Origin of the sequence: Streptomyces sp. NBC_00386 (assembly GCF_036063235.1) — a bacterium.
Lineage (GTDB): Bacteria > Actinomycetota > Actinomycetes > Streptomycetales > Streptomycetaceae > Streptomyces.
On the sequence record NZ_CP107950.1, the window covers coordinates 5,595,910 to 5,616,421 of the forward strand.

Annotated in this window: 15 protein-coding genes and 1 tRNA gene; 5 read left to right on the top strand and 11 right to left on the bottom strand. The window is 72.1% G+C overall.

Annotation, left to right across the window (positions count from 1 at the left end; translation table 11 throughout):
- Positions 1-57: 57 nt before the first annotated feature.
- A complete protein-coding gene (ppc, locus tag OG780_RS24705; protein WP_328451613.1) occupies positions 58-2,790 on the top strand; it encodes a phosphoenolpyruvate carboxylase in 2,733 nt (910 codons plus the stop codon).
- 162 nt (positions 2,791-2,952) lie between these two features.
- On the opposite strand, the gene OG780_RS24710 is transcribed toward ppc, so the two are convergent.
- The 6 genes from OG780_RS24710 to OG780_RS24735 form a co-directional block, all read right to left on the bottom strand.
- On the bottom strand, positions 2,953-3,450 hold the full coding sequence (locus OG780_RS24710) for a hypothetical protein (protein ID WP_328451615.1): 498 nt from the start codon (positions 3,448-3,450) through the stop codon (positions 2,953-2,955).
- 148 nt (positions 3,451-3,598) lie between these two features.
- Positions 3,599-4,210, bottom strand: coding sequence for an aminoacyl-tRNA hydrolase (gene pth, locus OG780_RS24715; protein ID WP_328451617.1), 612 nt, complete (start codon positions 4,208-4,210; stop codon positions 3,599-3,601).
- A 73-nt stretch (positions 4,211-4,283) separates the two neighbouring features.
- Entirely contained in the window at positions 4,284-4,877 is a 594-nt protein-coding gene (locus OG780_RS24720) for a 50S ribosomal protein L25/general stress protein Ctc (protein WP_328451618.1), read from the bottom strand.
- 184 nt (positions 4,878-5,061) lie between these two features.
- Positions 5,062-6,039 carry a ribose-phosphate diphosphokinase gene (locus tag OG780_RS24725; RefSeq protein WP_328451620.1) on the bottom strand — a complete coding sequence of 326 codons (978 nt, stop codon included), beginning with the start codon at positions 6,037-6,039 and terminating at the stop codon, positions 5,062-5,064.
- A 131-nt stretch (positions 6,040-6,170) separates the two neighbouring features.
- Positions 6,171-7,619, bottom strand: a complete 1,449-nt coding sequence (gene glmU, locus OG780_RS24730) for a bifunctional UDP-N-acetylglucosamine diphosphorylase/glucosamine-1-phosphate N-acetyltransferase GlmU (RefSeq protein ID WP_328451622.1) — start codon at positions 7,617-7,619, stop codon at positions 6,171-6,173.
- A 120-nt stretch (positions 7,620-7,739) separates the two neighbouring features.
- Positions 7,740-7,811, bottom strand: a tRNA-Gln gene (locus tag OG780_RS24735).
- 304 nt (positions 7,812-8,115) lie between these two features.
- Between OG780_RS24735 and OG780_RS24740 the strand changes: the two genes are divergently transcribed.
- Positions 8,116-9,426: a sensor histidine kinase gene (locus OG780_RS24740; RefSeq protein ID WP_328451624.1), complete on the top strand. Its 1,311-nt coding sequence runs from the start codon at positions 8,116-8,118 to the stop codon at positions 9,424-9,426.
- 343 nt (positions 9,427-9,769) lie between these two features.
- Here OG780_RS24740 and OG780_RS24745 read toward each other — a convergent pair whose 3' ends face one another.
- Positions 9,770-10,300 carry an SUKH-3 domain-containing protein gene (locus OG780_RS24745; RefSeq protein WP_328451626.1) on the bottom strand — a complete coding sequence of 177 codons (531 nt, stop codon included), beginning with the start codon at positions 10,298-10,300 and terminating at the stop codon, positions 9,770-9,772.
- A gap of 78 nt (positions 10,301-10,378) precedes the next feature.
- A complete protein-coding gene (locus tag OG780_RS24750; RefSeq protein WP_328451628.1) occupies positions 10,379-10,882 on the bottom strand; it encodes a YwqJ-related putative deaminase in 504 nt (167 codons plus the stop codon).
- 229 nt (positions 10,883-11,111) lie between these two features.
- Here OG780_RS24750 and OG780_RS24755 point away from each other — a divergent pair, with 229 nt between their 5' ends.
- The 3 genes from OG780_RS24755 (at position 11,112) to OG780_RS24765 (ending at position 16,023) form a co-directional block, all read left to right on the top strand.
- The gene (locus OG780_RS24755; protein WP_328451630.1) at positions 11,112-12,098 is read left to right on the top strand and encodes an SMI1/KNR4 family protein; all 987 of its coding nucleotides are present in this window, start codon (positions 11,112-11,114) and stop codon (positions 12,096-12,098) included.
- Positions 12,099-12,105: 7 nt separating this feature from the next.
- Complete coding sequence (locus tag OG780_RS24760) at positions 12,106-14,865, top strand: SUKH-4 family immunity protein (RefSeq protein ID WP_328451632.1); 2,760 nt, start codon at positions 12,106-12,108, stop codon at positions 14,863-14,865.
- Between the two features lie 270 nt (positions 14,866-15,135).
- Positions 15,136-16,023: a cellulose-binding protein gene (locus tag OG780_RS24765; protein WP_328451634.1), complete on the top strand. Its 888-nt coding sequence runs from the start codon at positions 15,136-15,138 to the stop codon at positions 16,021-16,023.
- Positions 16,024-16,141: 118 nt separating this feature from the next.
- Here OG780_RS24765 and OG780_RS24770 read toward each other — a convergent pair whose 3' ends face one another.
- The 3 genes from OG780_RS24770 to OG780_RS24780 form a co-directional block, all read right to left on the bottom strand.
- Entirely contained in the window at positions 16,142-17,776 is a 1,635-nt protein-coding gene (locus OG780_RS24770) for a sodium/solute symporter (protein ID WP_328451636.1), read from the bottom strand.
- On the bottom strand, positions 17,773-18,336 hold the full coding sequence (locus OG780_RS24775) for a DUF485 domain-containing protein (RefSeq protein ID WP_443062200.1): 564 nt from the start codon (positions 18,334-18,336) through the stop codon (positions 17,773-17,775). Before OG780_RS24775 ends, OG780_RS24770 begins: the two co-directional genes overlap by 4 nt.
- 343 nt (positions 18,337-18,679) lie before the next feature.
- Entirely contained in the window at positions 18,680-20,227 is a 1,548-nt protein-coding gene (locus OG780_RS24780) for an MFS transporter (RefSeq protein ID WP_443062201.1), read from the bottom strand.
- Between the last annotated feature and the right edge of the window lie 285 nt (positions 20,228-20,512).

Consider the following 20,512-nt stretch of genomic DNA (forward strand, 5'->3'; position numbering starts at 1 on the left):
TTCAGACGAGATTCCCCACTCTTCAGACGAGCTTCACCACTGCAAGGAGCCGCACCTGTGAGCAGTGCCGACGACCAGACCACGACCACCAGCAGCGAACTGCGCGCCGACATCCGCCGCCTGGGCGACCTGCTCGGCGAGACCCTCGTACGGCAGGAGGGCCCCGAGCTCCTGGAACTGGTCGAGAAGGTCCGCCGCCTGACCCGCGAGGACGGCGTGGCCGCCGCCGAGCTGCTGCGCGGCACCGAGCTGGAGACCGCCGCCAAGCTGGTCCGCGCCTTCTCGACCTACTTCCACCTCGCCAACGTCACCGAGCAGGTGCACCGCGGACGCGAGCTGCGCGCCAAGCGCGCCGCCGAGGGCGGCCTCCTCGCCCGGACGGCCGACCGGCTCAAGGACGCCGACCCCGAGCACCTGCGCCAGACGGTCAAGAACCTCAACGTCCGCCCGGTGTTCACCGCCCACCCCACGGAGGCGGCCCGGCGCTCGGTCCTCAACAAGCTGCGGCGCATCGCCGCGCTCCTGGAGACCCCGGTCATCGAGGCCGACCGCCGCCGCCACGACACCCGCCTCGCCGAGAACATCGACCTGGTGTGGCAGACGGACGAGCTCCGCGTCGTGCGCCCCGAGCCCGCCGACGAGGCCCGCAACGCCATCTACTACCTGGACGAGCTGCACGCCGGCGCCGTCGGTGACGTCCTGGAGGACCTCACCGCCGAACTCGAGCGCGTCGGCGTCGCCCTCCCGGACGACACGCGTCCCCTCACCTTCGGCACCTGGATCGGCGGCGACCGCGACGGCAACCCGAACGTCACCCCCGACGTCACCTGGGACGTCCTGATCCTCCAGCACGAGCACGGCATCAACGACGCCCTGGAACTCATCGACGAACTCCGCGGCTTCCTGTCGAACTCCATCCGCTACACCGGAGCGACCGAGGAACTCCTGGAGTCCCTCCAGAGCGACCTGGAGCGCCTGCCGGAGATCAGCCCCCGCTACAAGCGCCTCAACGCCGAGGAGCCCTACCGCCTCAAGGCCACCTGCATCCGGCAGAAGCTGGAGAACACCAAGCAGCGCCTGGCCAAGGGCACCGCACACGAGGACGGCCGCGACTACCTCGGCACCGCCGAACTGCTGCGCGACCTCATCCTCGTCCAGACCTCGCTGCGCGCGCACCGCGGCGGCCTGATCGCCGACGGCCGGATGAACCGCACCATCCGCACGCTCGCCGCGTTCGGCCTCCAGCTCGCCACCATGGACGTACGCGAGCACGCGGACGCCCACCACCACGCCCTCGGCCAGCTCTTCGACCGGCTCGGCGAGGAGTCCTGGCGCTACGTGGACATGCCGCGCGACTACCGCGCCAAGCTCCTCGCCAAGGAACTGCGCTCCCGGCGCCCGCTCGCCCCGACCCCCGCGCCGCTCGACGCCGCCGGCCAGAAGACCCTCGGCGTCTTCGAGACCGTCAAGAAGGCCCTGAAGACCTTCGGGCCCGAGGTCATCGAGTCGTACATCATCTCGATGTGCCAGGGCGCCGACGACGTCTTCGCCGCCGCCGTCCTCGCCCGTGAGGCCGGACTTCTCGACCTGCACGCCGGCTGGGCGAAGATCGGCATCGTGCCGCTCCTGGAGACCACCGACGAGCTCAAGGCCGCGGACACCATCCTGGAGGACATGCTCTCCGACCCCTCGTACCGCCGTCTGGTGGCACTGCGCGGGGACGTCCAGGAGGTCATGCTCGGCTACTCCGACTCCTCCAAGTTCGGCGGCATCACCACCTCGCAGTGGGAGATCCACCGGGCCCAGCGCCGGCTGCGCGACGTCGCCCACCGCTACGGCGTACGCCTGCGGCTCTTCCACGGCCGCGGCGGCACCGTCGGCCGCGGCGGCGGCCCCTCGCACGACGCGATCCTCGCGCAGCCCTGGGGCACCCTGGAGGGCGAGATCAAGGTGACCGAGCAGGGCGAGGTCATCTCCGACAAGTACCTGGTCCCCTCGCTCGCCCGCGAGAACCTCGAACTGACGGTCGCCGCGACGCTCCAGGCGTCCGCCCTGCACACCGCGCCCCGCCAGTCCGACGAGGCGCTGGCCCGCTGGGACGCGGCGATGGACGTCGTCTCCGACGCCGCCCACTCCGCCTACCGGCGGCTCGTCGAGGACCCCGACCTGCCGACGTACTTCCTCGCCTCCACGCCGGTCGACCAGCTCGCCGACCTGCACTTGGGCTCGCGGCCCTCCCGCCGCCCCGGCTCGGGCGTCTCGCTCGACGGACTGCGCGCCATCCCGTGGGTCTTCGGCTGGACCCAGTCCCGGCAGATCGTGCCCGGCTGGTTCGGCGTCGGCTCCGGTCTCAAGGCGCTTCGCGAGGCGGGCCTGGACACCGTGCTCGACGAGATGCACGAGCAGTGGCACTTCTTCCGGAACTTCCTCTCGAACGTCGAGATGACCCTCGCGAAGACCGATCTGCGGATCGCCCGCCACTACGTCGACACCCTCGTCCCCGACGAGCTCAAGCACGTGTTCGCCGTCATCGAGGCCGAGCACGAGCTCACCGTGCGCGAGGTGCTGCGCATCACCGGCGGCGAGAAGCTGCTCGACACCAACCCGGTGCTCCAGCAGACGTTCGTCATCCGTGACGCCTACCTGGACCCGATCTCCTACCTCCAGGTCGCCCTCCTCAAGCGTCAGCGCGACGAGGCCGCGGCCGGCCAGGCGGCCGACCCGCTGCTCTCGCGGGCCCTGCTCCTGACGGTCAACGGTGTGGCGGCGGGCCTGCGCAACACCGGCTGAGCGAACGGACCCGCCGGGCCGGTGACACCCCGGACACCTGCGGGGCCGACGCGAAGGCGCCCTCCGCGCTCGTACCCGTACGAGCGCGGAGGGCGCCTTCATGTGTCCGTGCGGCCGCCCGCCCCCGTGCCTGCGCGCGTGCCCCCGCGCGTCCGCGGGCCCCTACACGACCAGGAACGTGGCCGTCAGCAGGGCGATCGCCGTCCCCGCCATCACCCAGGCCAGGCGGGTCAGCCGCAGGCCGCCCGCGACCACCACCGAGGCGAGCAGCAGGGCCCCCGCGAGCGGGATCCAGGCGTAGAGCAGTCCGGCCGGCCCGCTGCGGACGACCTCGTCGCTGCCGGGCTTCACCGTGACCGTGTACGTCCGGCCCTTCTCCACCGCCACCGACTGGTCGATGACGACGCGGGACCGTGCCCGTGAACCGGGCGACACCGGTGTGTACGACCCCGTGCAGACGTCCCCCGAGCACGACCGCACGGCGATCGTGCCCTGCTCCCGGCCCTTGCTCAGCATCACGTGCTGCGCGGTGCCCCAGGAGGCCCAGACGCCCGCGATCAGGATGAGCCCGGTGACCACGCCCATCGCTGTGAGCTGTCCGAGACGCAGCGCCGTGTACGCGCTCTGACGTGAGGTGACGGCACGCATGGCGGGGATCATTGGCCATGGCTGCGCGCTCGGTCAACTCCCGAGGGGGACAAGTCGGCAGTTGTGCGCGTACGTCGGCCACCCGGCCCCCGGCCGCGCGGCCTTCCCGCGGTTCCCGGGGCCTCCCGGGCCGTCCCTCAGGAGTCGTACGGGCGGTTCCTCAGGAGTTGTAGGTGCTCTGGGCCCGCTCCAGGCCCTCGATCACCAGACACTCCACCGCGTCCGCCGCCCGGTCCACGAAGTAGTCCATCTCCTTGCGCTCGGCCGAGGAGAAGTCCTTGAGGACGAAGTCCGCGACCTGCATACGGCCCGGAGGGCGCCCGATGCCGAACCGCACCCGGTGGTAGTCCGCGCCCATCGCCTTCGTCATGGACTTGAGGCCGTTGTGGCCGTTGTCGCCGCCGCCCAGCTTCAGCCGCAGCACGCCGTGGTCGATGTCGAGCTCGTCGTGGACGGCCACGATGTGCGCCGTCGGCACCTTGTAGAAGTCCCGCAGCGCGGTCACCGGGCCGCCCGACAGGTTCATGTACGACATCGGCTTGGCCAGGATCACCCGGCGGTTCGCCGGACCGGGCGGCCCGATCCGCCCCTCGATCACCTGGGCCTGCGCCTTGCCCGCCCGCTTGAACTTCCCGCCGATCCGCCCGGCCAGCAGATCGGCCACCATGAAGCCCACGTTGTGCCGGTTCATGGCGTACTCGGGGCCCGGATTGCCGAGGCCCACGATCAGCCAGGGCGCATTGGCGTCGGTCGTCACGTCCGTGTCTCCCATGTGTCCGTGATACGCGGCAGCCGCCGCTCCCGACAGGAGCGGCGGCTGACACGGATGAAGATTTCCGGGGGGATCAGGCCTCGGCGGCCGCGTCGCCCGCGGACTCGCCCTCGGCGGCCGGCTCCTCGGCCTGCGCCGACAGGACCTGGATGACGACCGCGTCCTCGTCGATCGCCAGCGTGGTGCCCTTGGGGAGCTTGATGTCCTTGGCGTGGATGGAGGCACCGGCCTCCAGGCCCGCGATGGAGACGGTGACCGACTCCGGGATGTGGGTGGCCTCGGCCTCGACCGTCAGCGTGTTCAGCACGTTCTCGACGAGGAAGCTGCCCGGGGCCAGCTCGCCCTCGGTCTGCACGAAGACCTCGACGGTGACCTTCTCGCCGCGCTTCACGAGGAGCAGGTCGACGTGCTCGAGGTGGCCCCTGATGGCGTCGCGCTGGACAGCCTTCGGGATCGCGAGCTCGGTCTTGCCGCCCAGGTCCAGGGAGAGCAGGACGTTCGGCGTACGCAGCGCGAGAAGCAGCTCGTGGCCCGGAAGCGTGATGTGGACCGGGTCCGTGCCGTGACCGTAGACGACGCCGGGAACCCTGCCCTCGCGGCGGACGCGGCGGGCGGCGCCCTTGCCGAACTCGTTGCGGGACTCGGCGGCGAGCTTGATCTCGGACATGTTCACTCCTCGTAGATCTGGGGAAAGAGGTCACCCGGCCAAACCATCGGCCTGCTACGAAGAGCGCGTCGATAACGGACCGCCGCACACAAAAGTGCGGCCTCCCTCGCCGAGCAACTGTGACAGCTTACGGGGCGGGGAGGCCGTACAAGAAATCGATCTAGGCGACCGACGGGAGAGGGGCCTACTGCTCCTCGAACAGGCTCGTCACCGAGCCGTCCTGGAAGACCTCACGCACCGCGTCCGCGATGGTCGGCGCGATCGAGAGCACCGTGATCTTGTCGAGCTCCAGCTCGCCCGGGGTCGGCAGGGTGTCCGTGAAGATGAACTCGCTGACCTTGGAGTTCTTCAGACGGTCGGCCGCCGGGCCGGAGAGAACACCGTGCGTGGCCGTCACGATGACGTCCTCCGCGCCGTGCGCGAACAGTGCGTCGGCGGCGGCGCAGATGGTGCCACCGGTGTCGATCATGTCGTCGACGAGGACGCAGACGCGGCCCTTCACGTCACCGACCACCTCGTGGACGGTGACCTGGTTGGCGACGTCCTTGTCGCGGCGCTTGTGCACGATGGCCAGCGGAGCGTCCAGACGGTCGCACCAGCGGTCGGCCACGCGCACCCGGCCGGCGTCCGGCGAGACGACGGTGAGCTTGGACCTGTCGACCTTGGCGCCCACGTAGTCGGCGAGGATCGGCAGCGCGAACAGGTGGTCCACCGGGCCGTCGAAGAAGCCCTGGATCTGGTCCGTGTGCAGATCGACCGTGAGGATGCGGTCGGCACCGGCCGTCGCCATCAGGTCGGCGACCAGACGCGCCGAGATCGGTTCACGTCCACGGTGCTTCTTGTCCTGACGGGCGTAACCGTAGAAGGGCACGATCACCGTGATGCTCCTGGCGGAGGCCCGCTTCAGAGCGTCGATCATGATCAGCTGTTCCATGATCCACTTGTTGATGGGAGCTGTGTGGCTCTGCATCAGGAAGCAGTCGGCGCCGCGCGCGGACTCCTGGTAGCGGATGTAGATCTCGCCGTTCGCGAAGTCGAAGGCCTTGGTCGGGACGACCCCGACACCCAGCTTGTGGGCGACCTCCTGGGCAAGCTCGGGGTGGGCGCGGCCGGAGAAGAACATCATCTTCTTCTCGCCGGTCGTCGTCTTGATCCCGGTCACAGCACTGTCTCCTCAGAGGTCATCTCAGTGGGCGTGGGAGGCCGTCTCAGCTGGGTTGCGAGAGGGCTTCTCAGCAGGGGTGCGGGTGTGCACTTATCACGGTACGCCGTCCCGGACGTGCCGTTTTCCGGTCAGCCTTCGCCTTCCGGTTCCCGGGAGGCGGTCTCCGCGGCCTTCGCCGCGGCGCTTCCGGGACGCTTGCGAGCCACCCAGCCCTCGATATTGCGCTGCTGGCCACGGGCCACGGCCAGCGAGCCGGGCGGCACGTCCTTGGTGATGACGGAGCCCGCCGCGGTGTACGCGCCGTCCCCGATCGTGACAGGAGCCACAAACATGTTGTCCGAACCCGTACGGCAGTGCGAGCCGATCGTGGTGTGGTGCTTGTCCTGCCCGTCGTAGTTCACGAACACGCTCGCGGCACCGATGTTCGAGTACTCGCCGATCGTCGCGTCCCCCACGTACGACAGGTGCGGGATCTTGGTCCCCTCGCCGATCGTGGCGTTCTTCGTCTCGACGTACGTACCGACCTTGGCCTTCAGGCCGATCCGCGTGCCGGGACGCAGGTAGGCGAACGGGCCGACCTTGGCCTGCGGACCCACCTCGGCGGTGTCGGCCACGGTGTTGTCGACGCGGGCGCCTGCGCCCACCCGGGTGTCCTTCAGGCGGCAGTTGGGCCCGACCTCGGCGCCCTCGGCGAGATGCGTGGCGCCCTGGAGCTGCGTCCCGGGGTGCACGATCGCGTCCTGCTCGAAGGTGACCGTGACGTCGACCCAGGTCGTCGCGGGGTCGAGGACGCTGACGCCGGCCAGCATGGCCCGCGTGAGCAGCCGGTCGTTCAGGATGCGGCGGGCCTCGGCGAGCTGGACGCGGTTGTTGATGCCGGCGATCTCGCGGTGGTCGGCGGCGACGGCCGCGCCCACCCGGTGCCCGGCCTCGCGCAGGATCCCGAGGACGTCGGTCAGGTACTCCTCGCCCTGGCTGTTGTCCGTCCGCACCTTGCCGAGCGCGTCGGCGAGCAGGCGGCCGTCGAAGGCGAAGACACCCGAGTTGATCTCGCGGATCGCGCGCTGCGAGTCGCTCGCGTCCTTGTGCTCGACGATCGCGGTGACCGCGCCGCCGGCGCCGTCCCGCACGATGCGGCCGTAGCCGGTGGCGTCGGGGACCTCGGCGGTGAGCACGGTGACGGCGTTGCCGTCGGCGCTGTGGGCCGAGGCCAGTGTGAGCAGGGTCTCGCCGCTGAGCAGGGGGGTGTCGCCGCAGACCACGACGACGGTGCCGTCCACGTCCCCGCCGAGCTCTTCGAGCGCCATCCGTACCGCGTGCCCGGTGCCGTTCTGCTCGGCCTGCACCGCGGTGCGTACGTCCGGGTCGATCTCCGCGAGGTGCCCGACGACCTTCTCGCGTGCGTGCCCGACGACGACGATCAGGTTCTCGGGGTTCAACTCGCTTGCGGCGGCCAGCACATGACCGACGAGGGAGCGTCCGCAGATGTCGTGCAGAACCTTGGGTGTGGCCGACTTCATACGGGTGCCCTCACCCGCTGCGAGTACAACGACGGCTGCCGGGCGACTGGAGCTCACGGGACTGCCCTTCGGCTTCGGATGACTGGGGGGAGTGGACATCCGCAGGATACCGGGGCGAAACAGGAGGCATGTGGGAGAGGGCCCTGAGAGCACTGTCAGGGACCGGGTCGACCGAGGCTCCCCCGCCAGGACTCGAACCCGGACAGATGGCACCAAAAGCCACAGTGCTGCCAATTACACCACGGGGGAATGAACTCGATCGAACCGGACATTCGGTCGGCCCGTCGAGTCGGCACCCAACACTATGCCGTACCGGATGCCCTCCGTGCGACGGTACAACTCGGTGCTTCCCGCGCGGCAGATGACCGGGCGGTCCCGCCGGGTGTCCGAGGCGTTCGTGCCGGTCCGGTGTTTGCGTTCCTGCGCTTGCGCGACCGGGACCGGCCCGGGGCCGGCGGCGCTCCCGAGGCCGTCGAAGCCCGGCGGGGTGTGGTGTAGGCCAGTAGCCAAAACTCACCGGAAATGGTTCGGGGTGCAACCGTAGGCTGGAGCCATGACCACGACGGGGGAAGCGCACACCGCGGCCGGGACCGGGCCGTGGTGGTGGGTCGGATGGCGCGGTGCGGTGCTGGACGCGGGGCTCGCTCTGGCGTCGGCGTTCGAGTGCGGAGGTGAGGGGGTCCGCTTCGCGCACGACGCGGGACTGCCCGCTCCGGTGGGTGTCGTGTTCGGGGCGGTCGCGGGGTCCGTGCTCCTGGTGCGGCGGAAGTGGCCGATCGCGGTCGTCCTGGTGTCCATCGCGATCACGCCCGCCCAGATGGGGTTCCTGATGGGACTCGTCGGGCTCTACACGCTCGCCGCGTCCGAGCTGCCGCGGCGCATCACCGCGGCGCTGGCCGGGATGTCCTTCGCCGGCATGCTGATCGTGACGTTCGTGCGGGCGCACCAGAGCGTGGTGCGCGGGGACGTGCCGATGGGGAACTGGCTGGTCCCCTTCGCCTCCATCACGACGGCGATCGGGATGACCGCGCCGCCCGTGCTGCTCGGGCTGTACATGGGGGCCAGGCGGCGGCTGATGGAGAGCCTGCGGGAGCGGGCGGACTCGCTGGAGCGGGAGCTCCAGCTGCTCGCGGAGCGGGCCGAGGAACGGGCGGAGTGGGCGCGCAACGAGGAGCGCACCCGGATCGCGCGGGAGATGCACGACGTGGTCGCGCACCGGGTCTCCCTGATGGTCGTGCACGCGGCGGCGCTCCAGGCGGTCGCCCGGAAGGATCCCGAGAAGGCCGTGAAGAACGCCGCCCTGGTGGGTGACATGGGGCGGCAGGCGCTCACGGAGCTGAGAGAGATGCTCGGCGTACTGCGTACGGGGGACGGGCTGGACACGCGGGTGCCGGCGGTGCCGCTGGCGGCGGTGGGGGCCGCGGCGGCCGCGGCCGCGTCGCGGGCCGCGGGCGATTCCGGGGCCGGTGAGGGGCCGAGCCTGGCCGAGATCGACGAGCTGATCGGGCAGTCGGCGGCGGCCGGGATGGTCGTGGCCCTGTCGGTCGAGGGGGACCTGCGGGCGTACGCCCGTGAGATCGAGCAGACCGCCTACCGGGTGGTGCAGGAGGCGTTGACGAACGTCCACAAGCACGCGGCGGGGGCGAAGACGTACGTCCGGCTGGCGCATCGGGTGTCCGAGATCGCGATGCAGGTGGAGAACGAGTGCCCGCCGGAGGTGGGGGTGGGGTCGTCCGTCGCGCTGCCCAGCGGGGGGAACGGGCTGCTGGGGATGAAGGAGCGGGTGGCCGCGCTGGGGGGCGTGTTCGTGTCGGGGCCCACGGACGCGGGCGGGTACCGGGTGTCGGCGGTGATCCCGGCGTAGCCCTCCGGGCGGTTCGCGGTGGGGTTCGCTGCGCCGGCGTTTGCGGGCGCGCTTCCTGTCCGGTGGGGGGTCGGGGCCGTGCCGGTGCATCAGCCCGTCGCCGTTGGGTGAGGCGTGGCCGTCGGTGGCGACGGGCATCGATGTACCGGCGCGGCCCCTTCCGCCGGATCCCGGCTGTGGGTACGCGCCCGCTGGGGTGCGGGCGTGAGTTTCAGCCCCTCCGGTGTTCGAGGGGCGGGGTCCGGGGCGGAGCCCCAGGGGTGATGGGGGTCCCCCCTGGTCGAGCGAAGCCGAGACCTTGGGGGAGGGTAGGGGCGGAGGGGGCGAAAGAAGGCCTGGCGGGTCAGGTCGTGGTGAGCCGGGGTGGGGCGGTGCCGGTGAGGAGGTTGGTGAGGGCCGCGTCGATGTGCGGGCCGAGGTACCAGTCGCCGGTGTGGTCGAGGGTGTAGACGCGGCCCTCGGCGTCGATGGCGAGCAGGGCGTGGGAGTCGGGCTCCTCGCCCAGGGGGCAGACCTCGGTGTCGAGCGCCCGGCCGAGGTCGCCGAGGGTACGGGCCATGTGCAGCCCGTACAGGGGATCGAGATGGAGCAGGGCGGGGGCGAGCTGGCGCCCGGGTCCCGTGGCGCCCACGCGCAGCCCCCCGAACTCCGCCCAGGCCTCGACCGCCGCCGGGAACACGGAGTGCCGGTGTCCGGCCGGCGACGCGTGTCCGCGCAGCTCGTCGGCCCAGTACTCGGCCTGCTTTATGTCCCAGCGTCCCGGCTGCCATCCCGCCGAGCGCAGTACGGCGACCACGGGCTCGGGGAAACGTGACGAGGATCCCCCCTGCCCGGCAGGGGAGAAGAGGCTGGAGGAGGAGCGTTCGGAGTGCATCTGCCCTTCGTTCGTCGAGGGATGGGACATCGGCGTCGCGGGACGCCGTCATACGTACGTATGCGGGGAGAGGGGAGTTCAGGCGTCCGGTTCCGCCGGGTCGACGATGCGTACGCCGAAGTGGCCGCTGAGTGCCGTGCAGGAGCGGCAGGGCGCGGCGAAGCTCCCGTGCAGCGGGTCGCCGTCCTCGCGGATGTGGCGCGTGGTGAGTTTGGCCCCCTTGAGGGCCTTACGGGCCTCGCCGCTGGTCATCGGCTTGCGGCCGGCGCGCTTGCTGCGTTCGGCGTCGGCGGCGGCGATCTGCCGGGAGATCAGGATGGCCTCGGCGCAGCGGCCGGTGAAGCGGTCGCGCTGGGCGTTCGTGAGGGTGTCGAGGAAGTCCTGGACCAGGGGGTGAAGAGCGGGTGGCTGGTCGCCGCGGGCGGCCGTGCCGGTGAGGGTGGCGCCGCGGACGGAGAGGGCGGCGGCGACGGTGGGAAGTATGCCGTCGCGGCGGTACAGCAGGACGGGCGCGTGCAGCGCTTCGGCGCTGCTCCAGCCGACCCGGGGGTCCCCGGACGTGCTCGTATGCGTCGCATTCATGATCGTCTTTCCCTCCCGTGCATCCCCCGGTGCGGAGACAGACTGCCAAATGCCGTGGCGGGAGCGGTAGCTGGGGCGCCGCGACACGCCAGGTCTTCGGCGTACGGTCACGACGGGGTGACGGCTGGTCACGGAACCGGAGGCCCGGTGACCGGTGTCGTACAACCGAATAGGCTGTCGACATCCGCGCTCCATCCAGCTACTGAAGACGCCGCAGGGGGCAACCGTCATGACGACAGGTCGGCTCGGGCAACAAGCCGCGCCGCCGAACGCGGCCTACGCCGGGCAAGTCGTGCACTTCCCGGATCCGGTCCGGGCGGCGCGCCATCCCGGAGGTGTACGGATCGACGAGCGCGGTTATCCCGACTTCTCGCTCTACGCGCGTGCCGCGGCGGAGATCGCCGAGCCCCCGGAGGGCTTCGGCGTCGACGAGTTGAGGCTGACGGACTATGTCTCCGCGAACGCCGCGCTCGCCGCGTCCGGGCACGATCTGTGGGACACGATTCCCGCGGTGGCGACTCCGCACGGCTGGACGTGGCACCACGTGGCGGGCACCCGGCGGCTGGAGCTGGTGCCGGTCGAGGTGAAGGCGCTGCTGCGGCACCACGGCGGTGTCGCGACCGCGGCCGTCGACCATTCCAAGCGGGGGACGCGGCCGTTGCAGGAGACGCGGCCCGCGCACTTCGGGCTGCCGAAGTCGTCGGTCGCGGTGACCGAGCAGCAGGTGCTGGCCGTCGAGGAGGACCTCGGTTACCGGCTGCCCGGCGCCTACCGGTCGTTTCTGAAGGCGGCGGGCGGGTGCGCGCCGGTCGGTGCCGCGCTCGACGCCGAGCTCGGGCTGCTGGTGGACCAGCCGCTGTTCACCGTGCGCGACGAGGCCGCGGTCAACGACCTGGTGTACGTCAACAAATGTCTGCGCGACCATCTGACCAAGGACTACCTGGGTGTCGGGTTCGTGCAGGGCGGCCTGCTGGCCGTGAAGGTGAAGGGCGACCGGATCGGTTCGGTCTGGTTCTGCGCGTTCGACGACGCCCGCGACGAGGACGCGTGGCCGGCGGCCGAGCGGGTGCAGCGGCTGCTGCTGCCGTGCGGTGACGACTTCGACCAGTTCCTGTCCCGGCTCGCGGGCAATCCGCCGGAGCTGGAGACGGTGGCGAATCTGATGGTGGACGGCGGCTTCGCGCACGCCGTGCCCGTCTCTTCGGTGGGGGAGTGACGTTGCGATGGTGACCTTCGCACAGGCGCAGGAGCGCGCGGAAGAGTGGATCAACGGGGACGTGGCCGGGTACCAGCACCGCGAGGTGCGGGTACGCGAGTTCGAACTCGGTTTCGTCGTATGGGCGGAGGACCGCGCCGAGGGGCCGCGTTCCGACGGGGGCGCGCAGCGGCTCGTCATCGCCCGGGACAGCGGGGAGGCCACGCTGTGGCCCGCGCTGCCGGTGGGTGAGGTCATCCGCCGCTACGAGGAGGAGTACGGGGCGCCGGTCGGGACCCCCGATCCGGCGCCGGCGCCCGCGGCGCGGGTCGACCTGAACCAGACGTCGTTCCTGCTCAGCCCTCCGGAGTGGCTTCAGGAGGCCGCGGACAGGATGGGGATCCCGGACCGGCGTGCCGGGTCGGTCCCGTCCGGCTCCGACGGGGCGGGGTCCCGTCCGGCCGCCGCCTCCGCGGCGGGCGGTTCCGCGAACGGGGCCGCCGGGGGCGGGAGTTCGCTTTCCGGTGCGCCGGGACAGTCCGGAGAGCACGGAGTCGCGGCCGCGCCGGGCGTGCACGCCCCTTCCCCGGCCGTCGCGCCGGGCGCGCCTTCCTCGCCGGGCTCCGCCGCTCCGGTACCGGGTGTGCCGCCGGTTCCCGCGGGGGCCACGCCGTGGCCGGACGCCGCGACCGGCGACGAGGTCCCCGGTCCGCGGGACACGAGTCCCGCCGTTCCCGCCGACGCGACCCCGTGGGCGGGGACGGACACGAACGCCGATCCCGGGGACGACCGTTCCGTACCGCTGCCGGCGACCGTGTTCGCGCCGCAGCTGACGGACGTCGACGACTCGCGCACGCCGCCGCCGGTCGCCGCGCTCGATCAGACCGCCATGATGTCGGGGGGCAGCCAACTCCCGCATACCACGCTGGCGCCCGTGGCCGGTGACCCGAACTCTCCCGCGCCGTCCGGTACTTCGTCGGGCCACGGTCTGCCGGGTGCCTCGGCCTACGGCTATCCGCAGGGCCCTGGCGCGGGTCAGGGCACTCCGCCGCCCGGTGCCCCGGCTGCTCCGGGTGCCCCTGGTACGCCGCCGCCGGCCGTGCCGTCGCGGCCGCTGCCCCCGAACGCGGGTGACATCGCCGACGCCGCGACCAGCAAGGCGCAGCCGCCCCGAGCGGCGCGTGGTGGAGGGGCGGGCACTCCGCCTCCGCCGAGCGCCCCGGGTGTGCCGGGCGCGCGGCCGGGCAGTACGCCTCCGCCGTCCGGACCGGGCGCCCCCGCGGGCGGCTATGTGCCGACGCAGCTCGTCTCCCAGCTCGGGCCGGACGGGCCCGAGGGGGCGCCCGGCGCGCCCCAGCCGCCCGGCGCCACGCCTCCTCCGGGCGGTGTCCACCATGCCGCGACGATGCTGGCGGGGCCCGCGGTGGGCGGCCCCGGCGCGCCGCAGCCGCCGGGTGCCCCCGGGGCCCCGGGGGCACCCTGGCAGCAGGCCGCTCCCGGTGTGCCGGCCCCGCCGGGCGCCACGCCCCCGGGTGGAGCGCACCATGCCGCGACGATGCTGGCCGGGCCCCCGGCGGGGCCGGGCGCGCCGCAGCCGCCGGGTGCGCCCGGTGTTCCGGGGGGTACGCCCTCCGGTCAGGTGCACCACGCGGCGACGATGTTCGCCCCTCCGGCCGGAGGCCCCGGTGCGCCGCAGCCTCCGCAGGCTCCCGGCATGATGCCGGGCGCCCCTCAGCCGCTGCCCGGACAGCAGCCCGTACCGGGACAGCCCATGCCGGGACAGCAGCCGGCGTACGGCTATCCGCAGACGGGGCAGCCGACCGTCGGACCCGGTTATCAGGCGGTGCTGCGCTACCGCGCCCATGACGGGTCCGAGCAGCAGCTGATCCGGCGGTCCGCTCCGGGTACTCCGCACCCGGAGTGGCAGATCCTGCACGAGCTGCGCGCGATGAACGTGCCGCCGCAGCAAGTACTGGAGCTGCACACGGAGTTGGAGTCCTGTGAGCTGCCGGGCGCGTACTGCGCCCGGATGATCAGGGAGACCTTCCCGCAGGCGCGGATCACGAGCATCGCGTCGTACGGCACGGATCACGCGAGCCGGCAGCAGGGAATGCATCAACTTCTCGCGCATCAGGGTGAGTTGCACCAGGTCGCGGACGGGCCGGCGCGTCCGGCACCGGTGCGGGCGCCGATTCCGCCGGTGCAGCCCGCGCCGCCGATCCCGCCGGAGGCGATCGCGCAGGAGCTGGCGGCGGCGTTCGGGCCGGGGGTGTTCCGGTTCGACCACGCGGCCGTGTCGCGGCAGGGTGTGCCGCCGATCGTGGCGCACACCCTGGTCGTGGCCGGGCTGCCGGTCGACATGGGCCCGTTCTTCTGGGCGCAGGCCCAGCCGGGCCGTCCGGTGCCGACCCTCGCCGAACTGGCGCAGGAGCGCGGGGTGGCGGCGTCCCAGGACGCGGGCTCGTACCTCGTCATGGGCAGCGACTTCGGCAAGGCGATCTGTGTCCAGTACGGCACGGCGAACATCGTCGCCGTGCCGGTGGAGGCCGGTCCCGGGGGTGCTCCGGTGCCGCCGCAGTTCGTGAACACCGGTCTGCCCGAGTTCGCGCGCTGTCTGGCGCTGCTCGGCCGGATGTGGCGGCTGCGGTTCGGCCTCAACCAGGAGCAGGCGGGCCGCTGGACGGTCGACTTCCAGGCCCAGCTCGCCGCGCTCGACCCGGCGGCCCTGGCCTCCCCGGAGAGCTGGTGGTCGGTCCTGCTGGAGGAGATGTGGGACGGGCTGCTCTAGAGGCGGCTCCCCGGAACACGGCGGCACAGGCAGGACAGGCGGGACAGGCAGGACAACGGCGGTAAGGACGAGGCGCTCGGCCCGGGTCACGGGTCGGGCGCCTCGTTCGTTCGTGCCTGTCGGGCGTCCCTGACCTCAAATGACACGCCTGTGAACCGTCTCCGGCCGAATGGGCGGGCGGAGTGTCGCGTTATGAACACTTCCGTGCGATCCATCAAGATGTGCGCGAAATCGTCTTTTCGTGTGTGTCGGGCGGAGAGGGGTCCAAGGATGAGCAGCACACCGGTGTCGCCGTACGGCTTCGTGGCCGTACGGGGACGCGGCTACCGTCCCGAACAGGTCGACGCGTACGCCGCGGCGCTCTCCCGGGACCGGGACGCCGCCTGGGAGCGGGCCGCCCGGCTCACCGTGCTGGCGAAGGACATGGAGGCCGAGGCGGAACGGCTGCGGGAGATCGTGACGCGGCTCGCCCCGCAGACGTACGAGGAACTCGGCGAGCGGGCGCGGCGGATCTTCGAGCTCGGCGGGCAGGAGGCCGAGGCCCTGCGGGAGGAGGCACGGCAGGAGGCCCGGTCGGAGGCCGAGGTGGCCGAGGCGGTGGGGCGCGACGTGCGGAAGGCGGCGCAGGCGCACGCCGACGAGGTGCGCGACGAGGCGGAGGCGTGGGCCCTGCGGCGGCTGGCCGACGCCCGTGCCGAGGCCGACGAGGTACGTGTCTCCGCGCGGCGGGACATCAAGGAGCACCGGGGAGAGGTGCTCACGGCGTTGCGCGAGGTGCGGCGGCGGACGGAGGACCTGGTCACCGGGCAGGAAGTGGAGCACGCGGCGCGGTGGGCGGAGTACGAGCGGGCCGCCGCCGAGCGCGAGGCCGTGACCGAGGCCGGGCTGCTCGACCGCGAGGCACGTGCCGCCGAGTCGCTCGCCCGGGCCGAACGGGTCCTCGCGGAGGCGGAGGAGTGGGACCGGCACCAGCAGGAGGACGCGGCGGCGCGCGCGGCCGGGCTGGTCGCCGAGGCCCGGGTCAGCGAGGAGCGGATCGCCCGGGAGACCGATCGGGTGCTGCGGGAGCACGCGGAGCGGTGGGATCACGTACGGGCCCATATGGACCACGTACGGAGCAGTCTCACGTCTCTCACCGGGCGCGCCCCGGCGGAGTAGCCGGCCCGGCGGAAAGCCCCGCTCCGCGGCGCCTTTCCCACCCACCTACCCGTCTCGCCCGGTTTCCACCGGGCCGTCGTCTCGGTCGGCGTTCACCGAGTCGTCGTCTCGCCCGGTTTCATCGCCCCCGACGTATCGCCCCCGCCAGGATCCAGCCCTCCACCGCCTCGTACTGCTTGCGCTGTTCCCCCGCCTTGCGGCGGCCCGAGGCCACCGTTCCGATCCACCCGTAGGCGAACCCCAGCGGGATCGACACGATGCCGGTCGTGGTGAACGGGAACCAGTTGAAGTCGGCGTTCGGGAACGCGGCGGTGGGCGAGCCGGAGACGAGGTTCGTGCCGGGCATGAGGACGAGGACGGTGAGGGTGCCGCCGATGAGGGTGGCGAGGAGGCCCGCGCGGGTGTAGCGGCGCCAGAAGAGGCCGTAGACCAGTGCGGGCGCGATCGCGGAGGCGCCCAGACAGAAGGACAGGGTGACCAGGGGCTGAAGGCTGTGATGCTGGACGAGGGTGGCGAGCAGGATGGCCGGTGCCCCCACCGCCAGCGCGGAGATGCGGGCGAGGAGCATCTCGCGGCGCGGGGAGAGCTGGTCGTCGCGGCGGCGGCCGCGGAAGAGCCGGCTGTGGGCGAACACGTCGTGGGCGAGGGAGTTGGCACAGGCCAGGATCATCCCGGCGACGGACGCGAGCAGCGTGAGGAAGATCGCTGTCGTCACGGTGGTGAACAGGAGGGTCTCGGCCGCGGAGACGGTGGTGCCGAAGGCCGCCTGGGAGCCCAGCAGATAGGCCGTGTTGCCCTGTGGGTCGGCCGTGGCGATCACATCGCGGCCGATCAGGGCCGTGGCGCCGAAGCCGATGACGCTGACTATCAGGACGAACAGGGCCACGCACGGCACCGCCCAGGACAGCGACCTGCGCACCTGGCGGGCGCTGTTCGCCGTGTACATGCGCATGGTGATGTGGGGGAGGCAGGCGCCGCCGAGGACGACCGTCAGCTCCGAGGTGATCATGTCGAGGCGGGGGCTGGCACCGCCCGCGAACTGGAGGCCGGAGTGGAGGTAGGCGTCGCCCACTCCGCTGTTGCCGGCGGCGGCGGCCAGCAGGGTGCCGGGGTTCCAGTCGAAGCGCTGAAGAACGAGTACGGCGATCACCGTGCCCGAGCCGAGCAGCATCACGATCTTCAGGATCTGGATGAGGGCGGTGCCCTTCATGCCGCCGATCGCCGCGTAGCTGATCATCAGCGCGCCGAGGCCGATGACGCAGCCGGTCTTCAGGGAGTCGGCGGAGAAACCGAGGATGAAGGCCAGCAGGTCTCCCGCGCCCGCCAGTTGGACCAGCATCAGCGGCAGCAGCGCCACGACGGTCACCGCGCAGGCCGTGTTGCGGACGGCACGGCCCGGCATGCGGCGTGCGAGCGCGTCGCCCATGGTGAACCGGCCCGCGTTGCGCAGCGGTTCGGCCAGCAGGAACATCAGCAGCACCAGGGACAGGGCCGTGCTCAGGGCGAGGACCACGCCGTCGTAGCCGGCCAGCGCGATGACACCGCCGGTGCCGAGCACGCTCGCGGCGGAGATGTAGTCCCCGGCGATGGCGAGGCCGTTGCGCATCGGGGAGAGCGATCCGTAGCCGGTGTAGAACTCGTCGAGGTCGTCGCGGTCCGGTCCGGTCATCACGCACAGCAGCAGGGTGATCGTGGCGACGGCCGTGAACGCCACGAGCGACATGGTCTGTGCCGAACTGGTGAACCCCGTCATCGTGCCGCCTCCCGCTTCGCGTCCAGTTCGCTCTGTCTGCGGATCCGGTCCGCGATCGGGTCGAGGCGCCGGCGCGCGGAGTGCTCGTACAGAGCGATGGCCAGGCAGGTGACGGGGACCTGGAGCAGACCGAGCAGGAGGCCGGTCGACAGTCCGCCGGACACCGTGCTCGTCATCAGCGAGGGCGCGAAGGCCGACAGGATGAGGAAGAGGGTGAAGTAGCCGAGGGCGGTGAGGGTCGCGACGCGGCGCTGACGGCGGTAGGCGCCGCGCAGGCGTCTGATGTCGCTGTGCTGTCCGAGGGGCTGGTGGCGCGGCATCCGCGGCCGCTGGGGCTCGGGAGGCCGGGGCCGCGGCTGCCAGGGGTAGGTCAGCCGGCCGGGGTCGGGGGCCGGGTCGGGTTCTTGTGGAGGGTATCCGGGGTGGCCGGGGTCCTCCGGGTAGGGCGGGTACGGCTGGTACAGGGGTGCCCGCGGGGGCGGGGGCGGTGGGTAGGGGCGTCGGTGCGGTTGTTGCCGGCGTGGCCGGGGGTGCTCGGGGGACGAGAACGCGTCGGGCATCCCGGTTCTCCTTGCGTGGCTCGGGTCCGCGGCGGGACCGCAGGGAGCGGGGGGTGAGCAGCGCGCACGCTACTCGTAGGTAGCGGGGCCGCGCGACCGTTTCGCCGAACTGGGCGGTCGGTACGCGCTTACTTCGGTGACCTGGGGTGTTACCCGCGTTTACCTGTGGAGTTCTTCTGGAGTCGCCCTGGAGATTATTCGTTTTTCACGTGCGGAGGCGGGTGTTCCGCTGCGACGGCCGGGGCAGCCCTCGGTGTCGTCGCCGTGACGGCAGGGCCGGTCCTCGGTGTCGTGGCTGTGACGGCCGGGTCGGTCGCTGGTGTCGTCGCCGTGACGGCCGGGGTCAGTCCGTGGGGTCGTCGAGGACCGGGAAGCGGCGCGGTGCGACGAACAGCAGGACCAGGAAGGCGAGGGCGGCGGCACCGGCGGCGCCCAGATAGACGGCGTGGACCGCGTCGGCGACCGCGCTCCGCAGTTGTCCGGCGGGAGCACCCGAGTTCAGTGCCCGGGTCACCGCGTCGAGATCGCCGGCGCCGCCGAGCCGCGCGGCCAGCACCCCGTTGGCGACGGCGCCGAACAGGGCGGCTCCGAGGGTCTGTCCGGTCTGCCGGCAGAACAGGACGGAGGCGGTGGTCGTCCCGCGTTCGGCCCATCCGACGGTGGACTGGACGCCGATGAGCAGAGGGAGCTGGAAGAGTCCGAGCGCGCCGCCCAGCAGCAGCATCAGCAGGACTGGCTGCCACGCCTCGCCCGGGTAGGGCAGGAAGGGGAAGGCGAGCAGGAGCAGGCCCGCCGCGCCGATGCCGAGCACGGCCGTGTCGCGGAAGCCGATGCGGCGGTAGACGTGCTGGCTCAGCGCCGCCGACACCGGCCAGCTCAACGTCCATACGGAGAGCACGAATCCGGCGGCGACCGGGGCGAGGCCGAGGACCGCCTGCGCGTAGGTGGGCAGGAAGACCGTGGGCGCGACCATGAGCAGGCCCAGTGCCCCGAGCGCCAGGTTGACCGCGGCGATCGTCCGGCGGCGCCACACCCAGCCCGGGATGATCGGTTCGGCGGCCCGCCGCTCGACGGCCACGACGACCCCGACCAGGCCGAGGCCCGTTCCGAACAGGGCGATCGAGGGGGCCGAGAGCCAGTCCCAGGCGACACCGCCCTGCACCAGCGCGGTCAGCAGGACACCGCCGCAGGCGAACACGGCGAGGGCGCCCGCCCAGTCGATCCGCGGCCGCCGGGCCGGGGCGGCCCGCTGCGGTTCGCGCAGATGACGGGTGATCAGCCACAGGGCGAGGGCGCCGACCGGCAGGTTGACGAGAAAGATCCACCGCCAGTCGGCGTACGTCGCGAGGACTCCGCCCAGGGCGGGACCCGCGACGGCCGAGGTCGCCCACACGGTGGACAGCTTGGCCTGGATCTTCGGGCGTTCCCCGAGCGGGTACAGATCGGCGGCGAGTGTCTGCACGGTGCCCTGGAGGGCGCCGCCGCCCAGGCCCTGGACGACGCGGAAGGCGATGAGCGCGGCCATGTTCCAGGCGCCGGCGCAGAGCAGCGATCCGAGGAGGAAGAGCGAGGCGCCCGCCACGAGGACCGGTTTGCGGCCGAAGGTGTCGGAGAGCTTTCCGTAGACGGGGAGCGTGACCGTGACGGCCAGCAGGTAGCCCGAGAACAGCCAGGAGAAGACCGAGAAGCCACCGAGGTCGCCGACGATCTGCGGGACGGCGGTGGACACGACGGTGGAGTCGAGCGCGGCGAGCCCCATCGCCAGCATGAGCGCGGCGACGACGGCGCGCCGCCGCCGGGTCTCGGCCCGGCCCGTGCGGGCGGCGTGCTCCCGTACGACCGGTGTCCCGGTGTTTCCCTCGCCCACGGGATTCCTTCCCCCTGCATGCATCTGCCGGTGCCAGCTTCCCACTTGAGCCTCACGTCGGGGGAGGGTGGAGGCTGGGTGGGCCCGGGGGTGGAGCCGACCCCGAGGTCTTGTCCACCGGAGGGTGGAGAACCCCTAGGGGGACCTCCGTACCAGGGCTCGGGGAGGGTTCGTCCCGTCGGAGGACGAGACGGGCCGAAGCCTTTCTTAACCTGGTCTTACGTCGTCGGGGGCGCCCTCCGGTCGTGCGGACCGCACCCGCGGGGGTGGGGTTTTCCCCAGCAGAAGACGGGGCCGTGCACCAGCGCG

What these genes read in the sequence shown, in the direction of transcription:
- OG780_RS24710 (WP_328451615.1), bottom strand. Translation starts at nt 3,450, where the DNA reads ATGATCCCCGCCATGCGTGCCGTCACCTCACGTCAGAGCGCGTACACG.
- pth (WP_328451617.1), bottom strand. Translation starts at nt 4,210, where the DNA reads ATGGGAGACACGGACGTGACGACCGACGCCAATGCGCCCTGGCTGATC.
- OG780_RS24720 (WP_328451618.1), bottom strand. Translation starts at nt 4,877, where the DNA reads ATGTCCGAGATCAAGCTCGCCGCCGAGTCCCGCAACGAGTTCGGCAAG.
- OG780_RS24740 (WP_328451624.1), top strand. Translation starts at nt 8,116, where the DNA reads ATGACCACGACGGGGGAAGCGCACACCGCGGCCGGGACCGGGCCGTGG.
- OG780_RS24745 (WP_328451626.1), bottom strand. Translation starts at nt 10,300, where the DNA reads ATGCACTCCGAACGCTCCTCCTCCAGCCTCTTCTCCCCTGCCGGGCAG.
- OG780_RS24750 (WP_328451628.1), bottom strand. Translation starts at nt 10,882, where the DNA reads ATGAATGCGACGCATACGAGCACGTCCGGGGACCCCCGGGTCGGCTGG.
- OG780_RS24755 (WP_328451630.1), top strand. Translation starts at nt 11,112, where the DNA reads ATGACGACAGGTCGGCTCGGGCAACAAGCCGCGCCGCCGAACGCGGCC.
- OG780_RS24760 (WP_328451632.1), top strand. Translation starts at nt 12,106, where the DNA reads ATGGTGACCTTCGCACAGGCGCAGGAGCGCGCGGAAGAGTGGATCAAC.
- OG780_RS24765 (WP_328451634.1), top strand. Translation starts at nt 15,136, where the DNA reads ATGAGCAGCACACCGGTGTCGCCGTACGGCTTCGTGGCCGTACGGGGA.
- OG780_RS24770 (WP_328451636.1), bottom strand. Translation starts at nt 17,776, where the DNA reads ATGACGGGGTTCACCAGTTCGGCACAGACCATGTCGCTCGTGGCGTTC.
- OG780_RS24775 (WP_443062200.1), bottom strand. Translation starts at nt 18,336, where the DNA reads ATGCCCGACGCGTTCTCGTCCCCCGAGCACCCCCGGCCACGCCGGCAA.
- OG780_RS24780 (WP_443062201.1), bottom strand. Translation starts at nt 20,227, where the DNA reads ATGCATGCAGGGGGAAGGAATCCCGTGGGCGAGGGAAACACCGGGACA.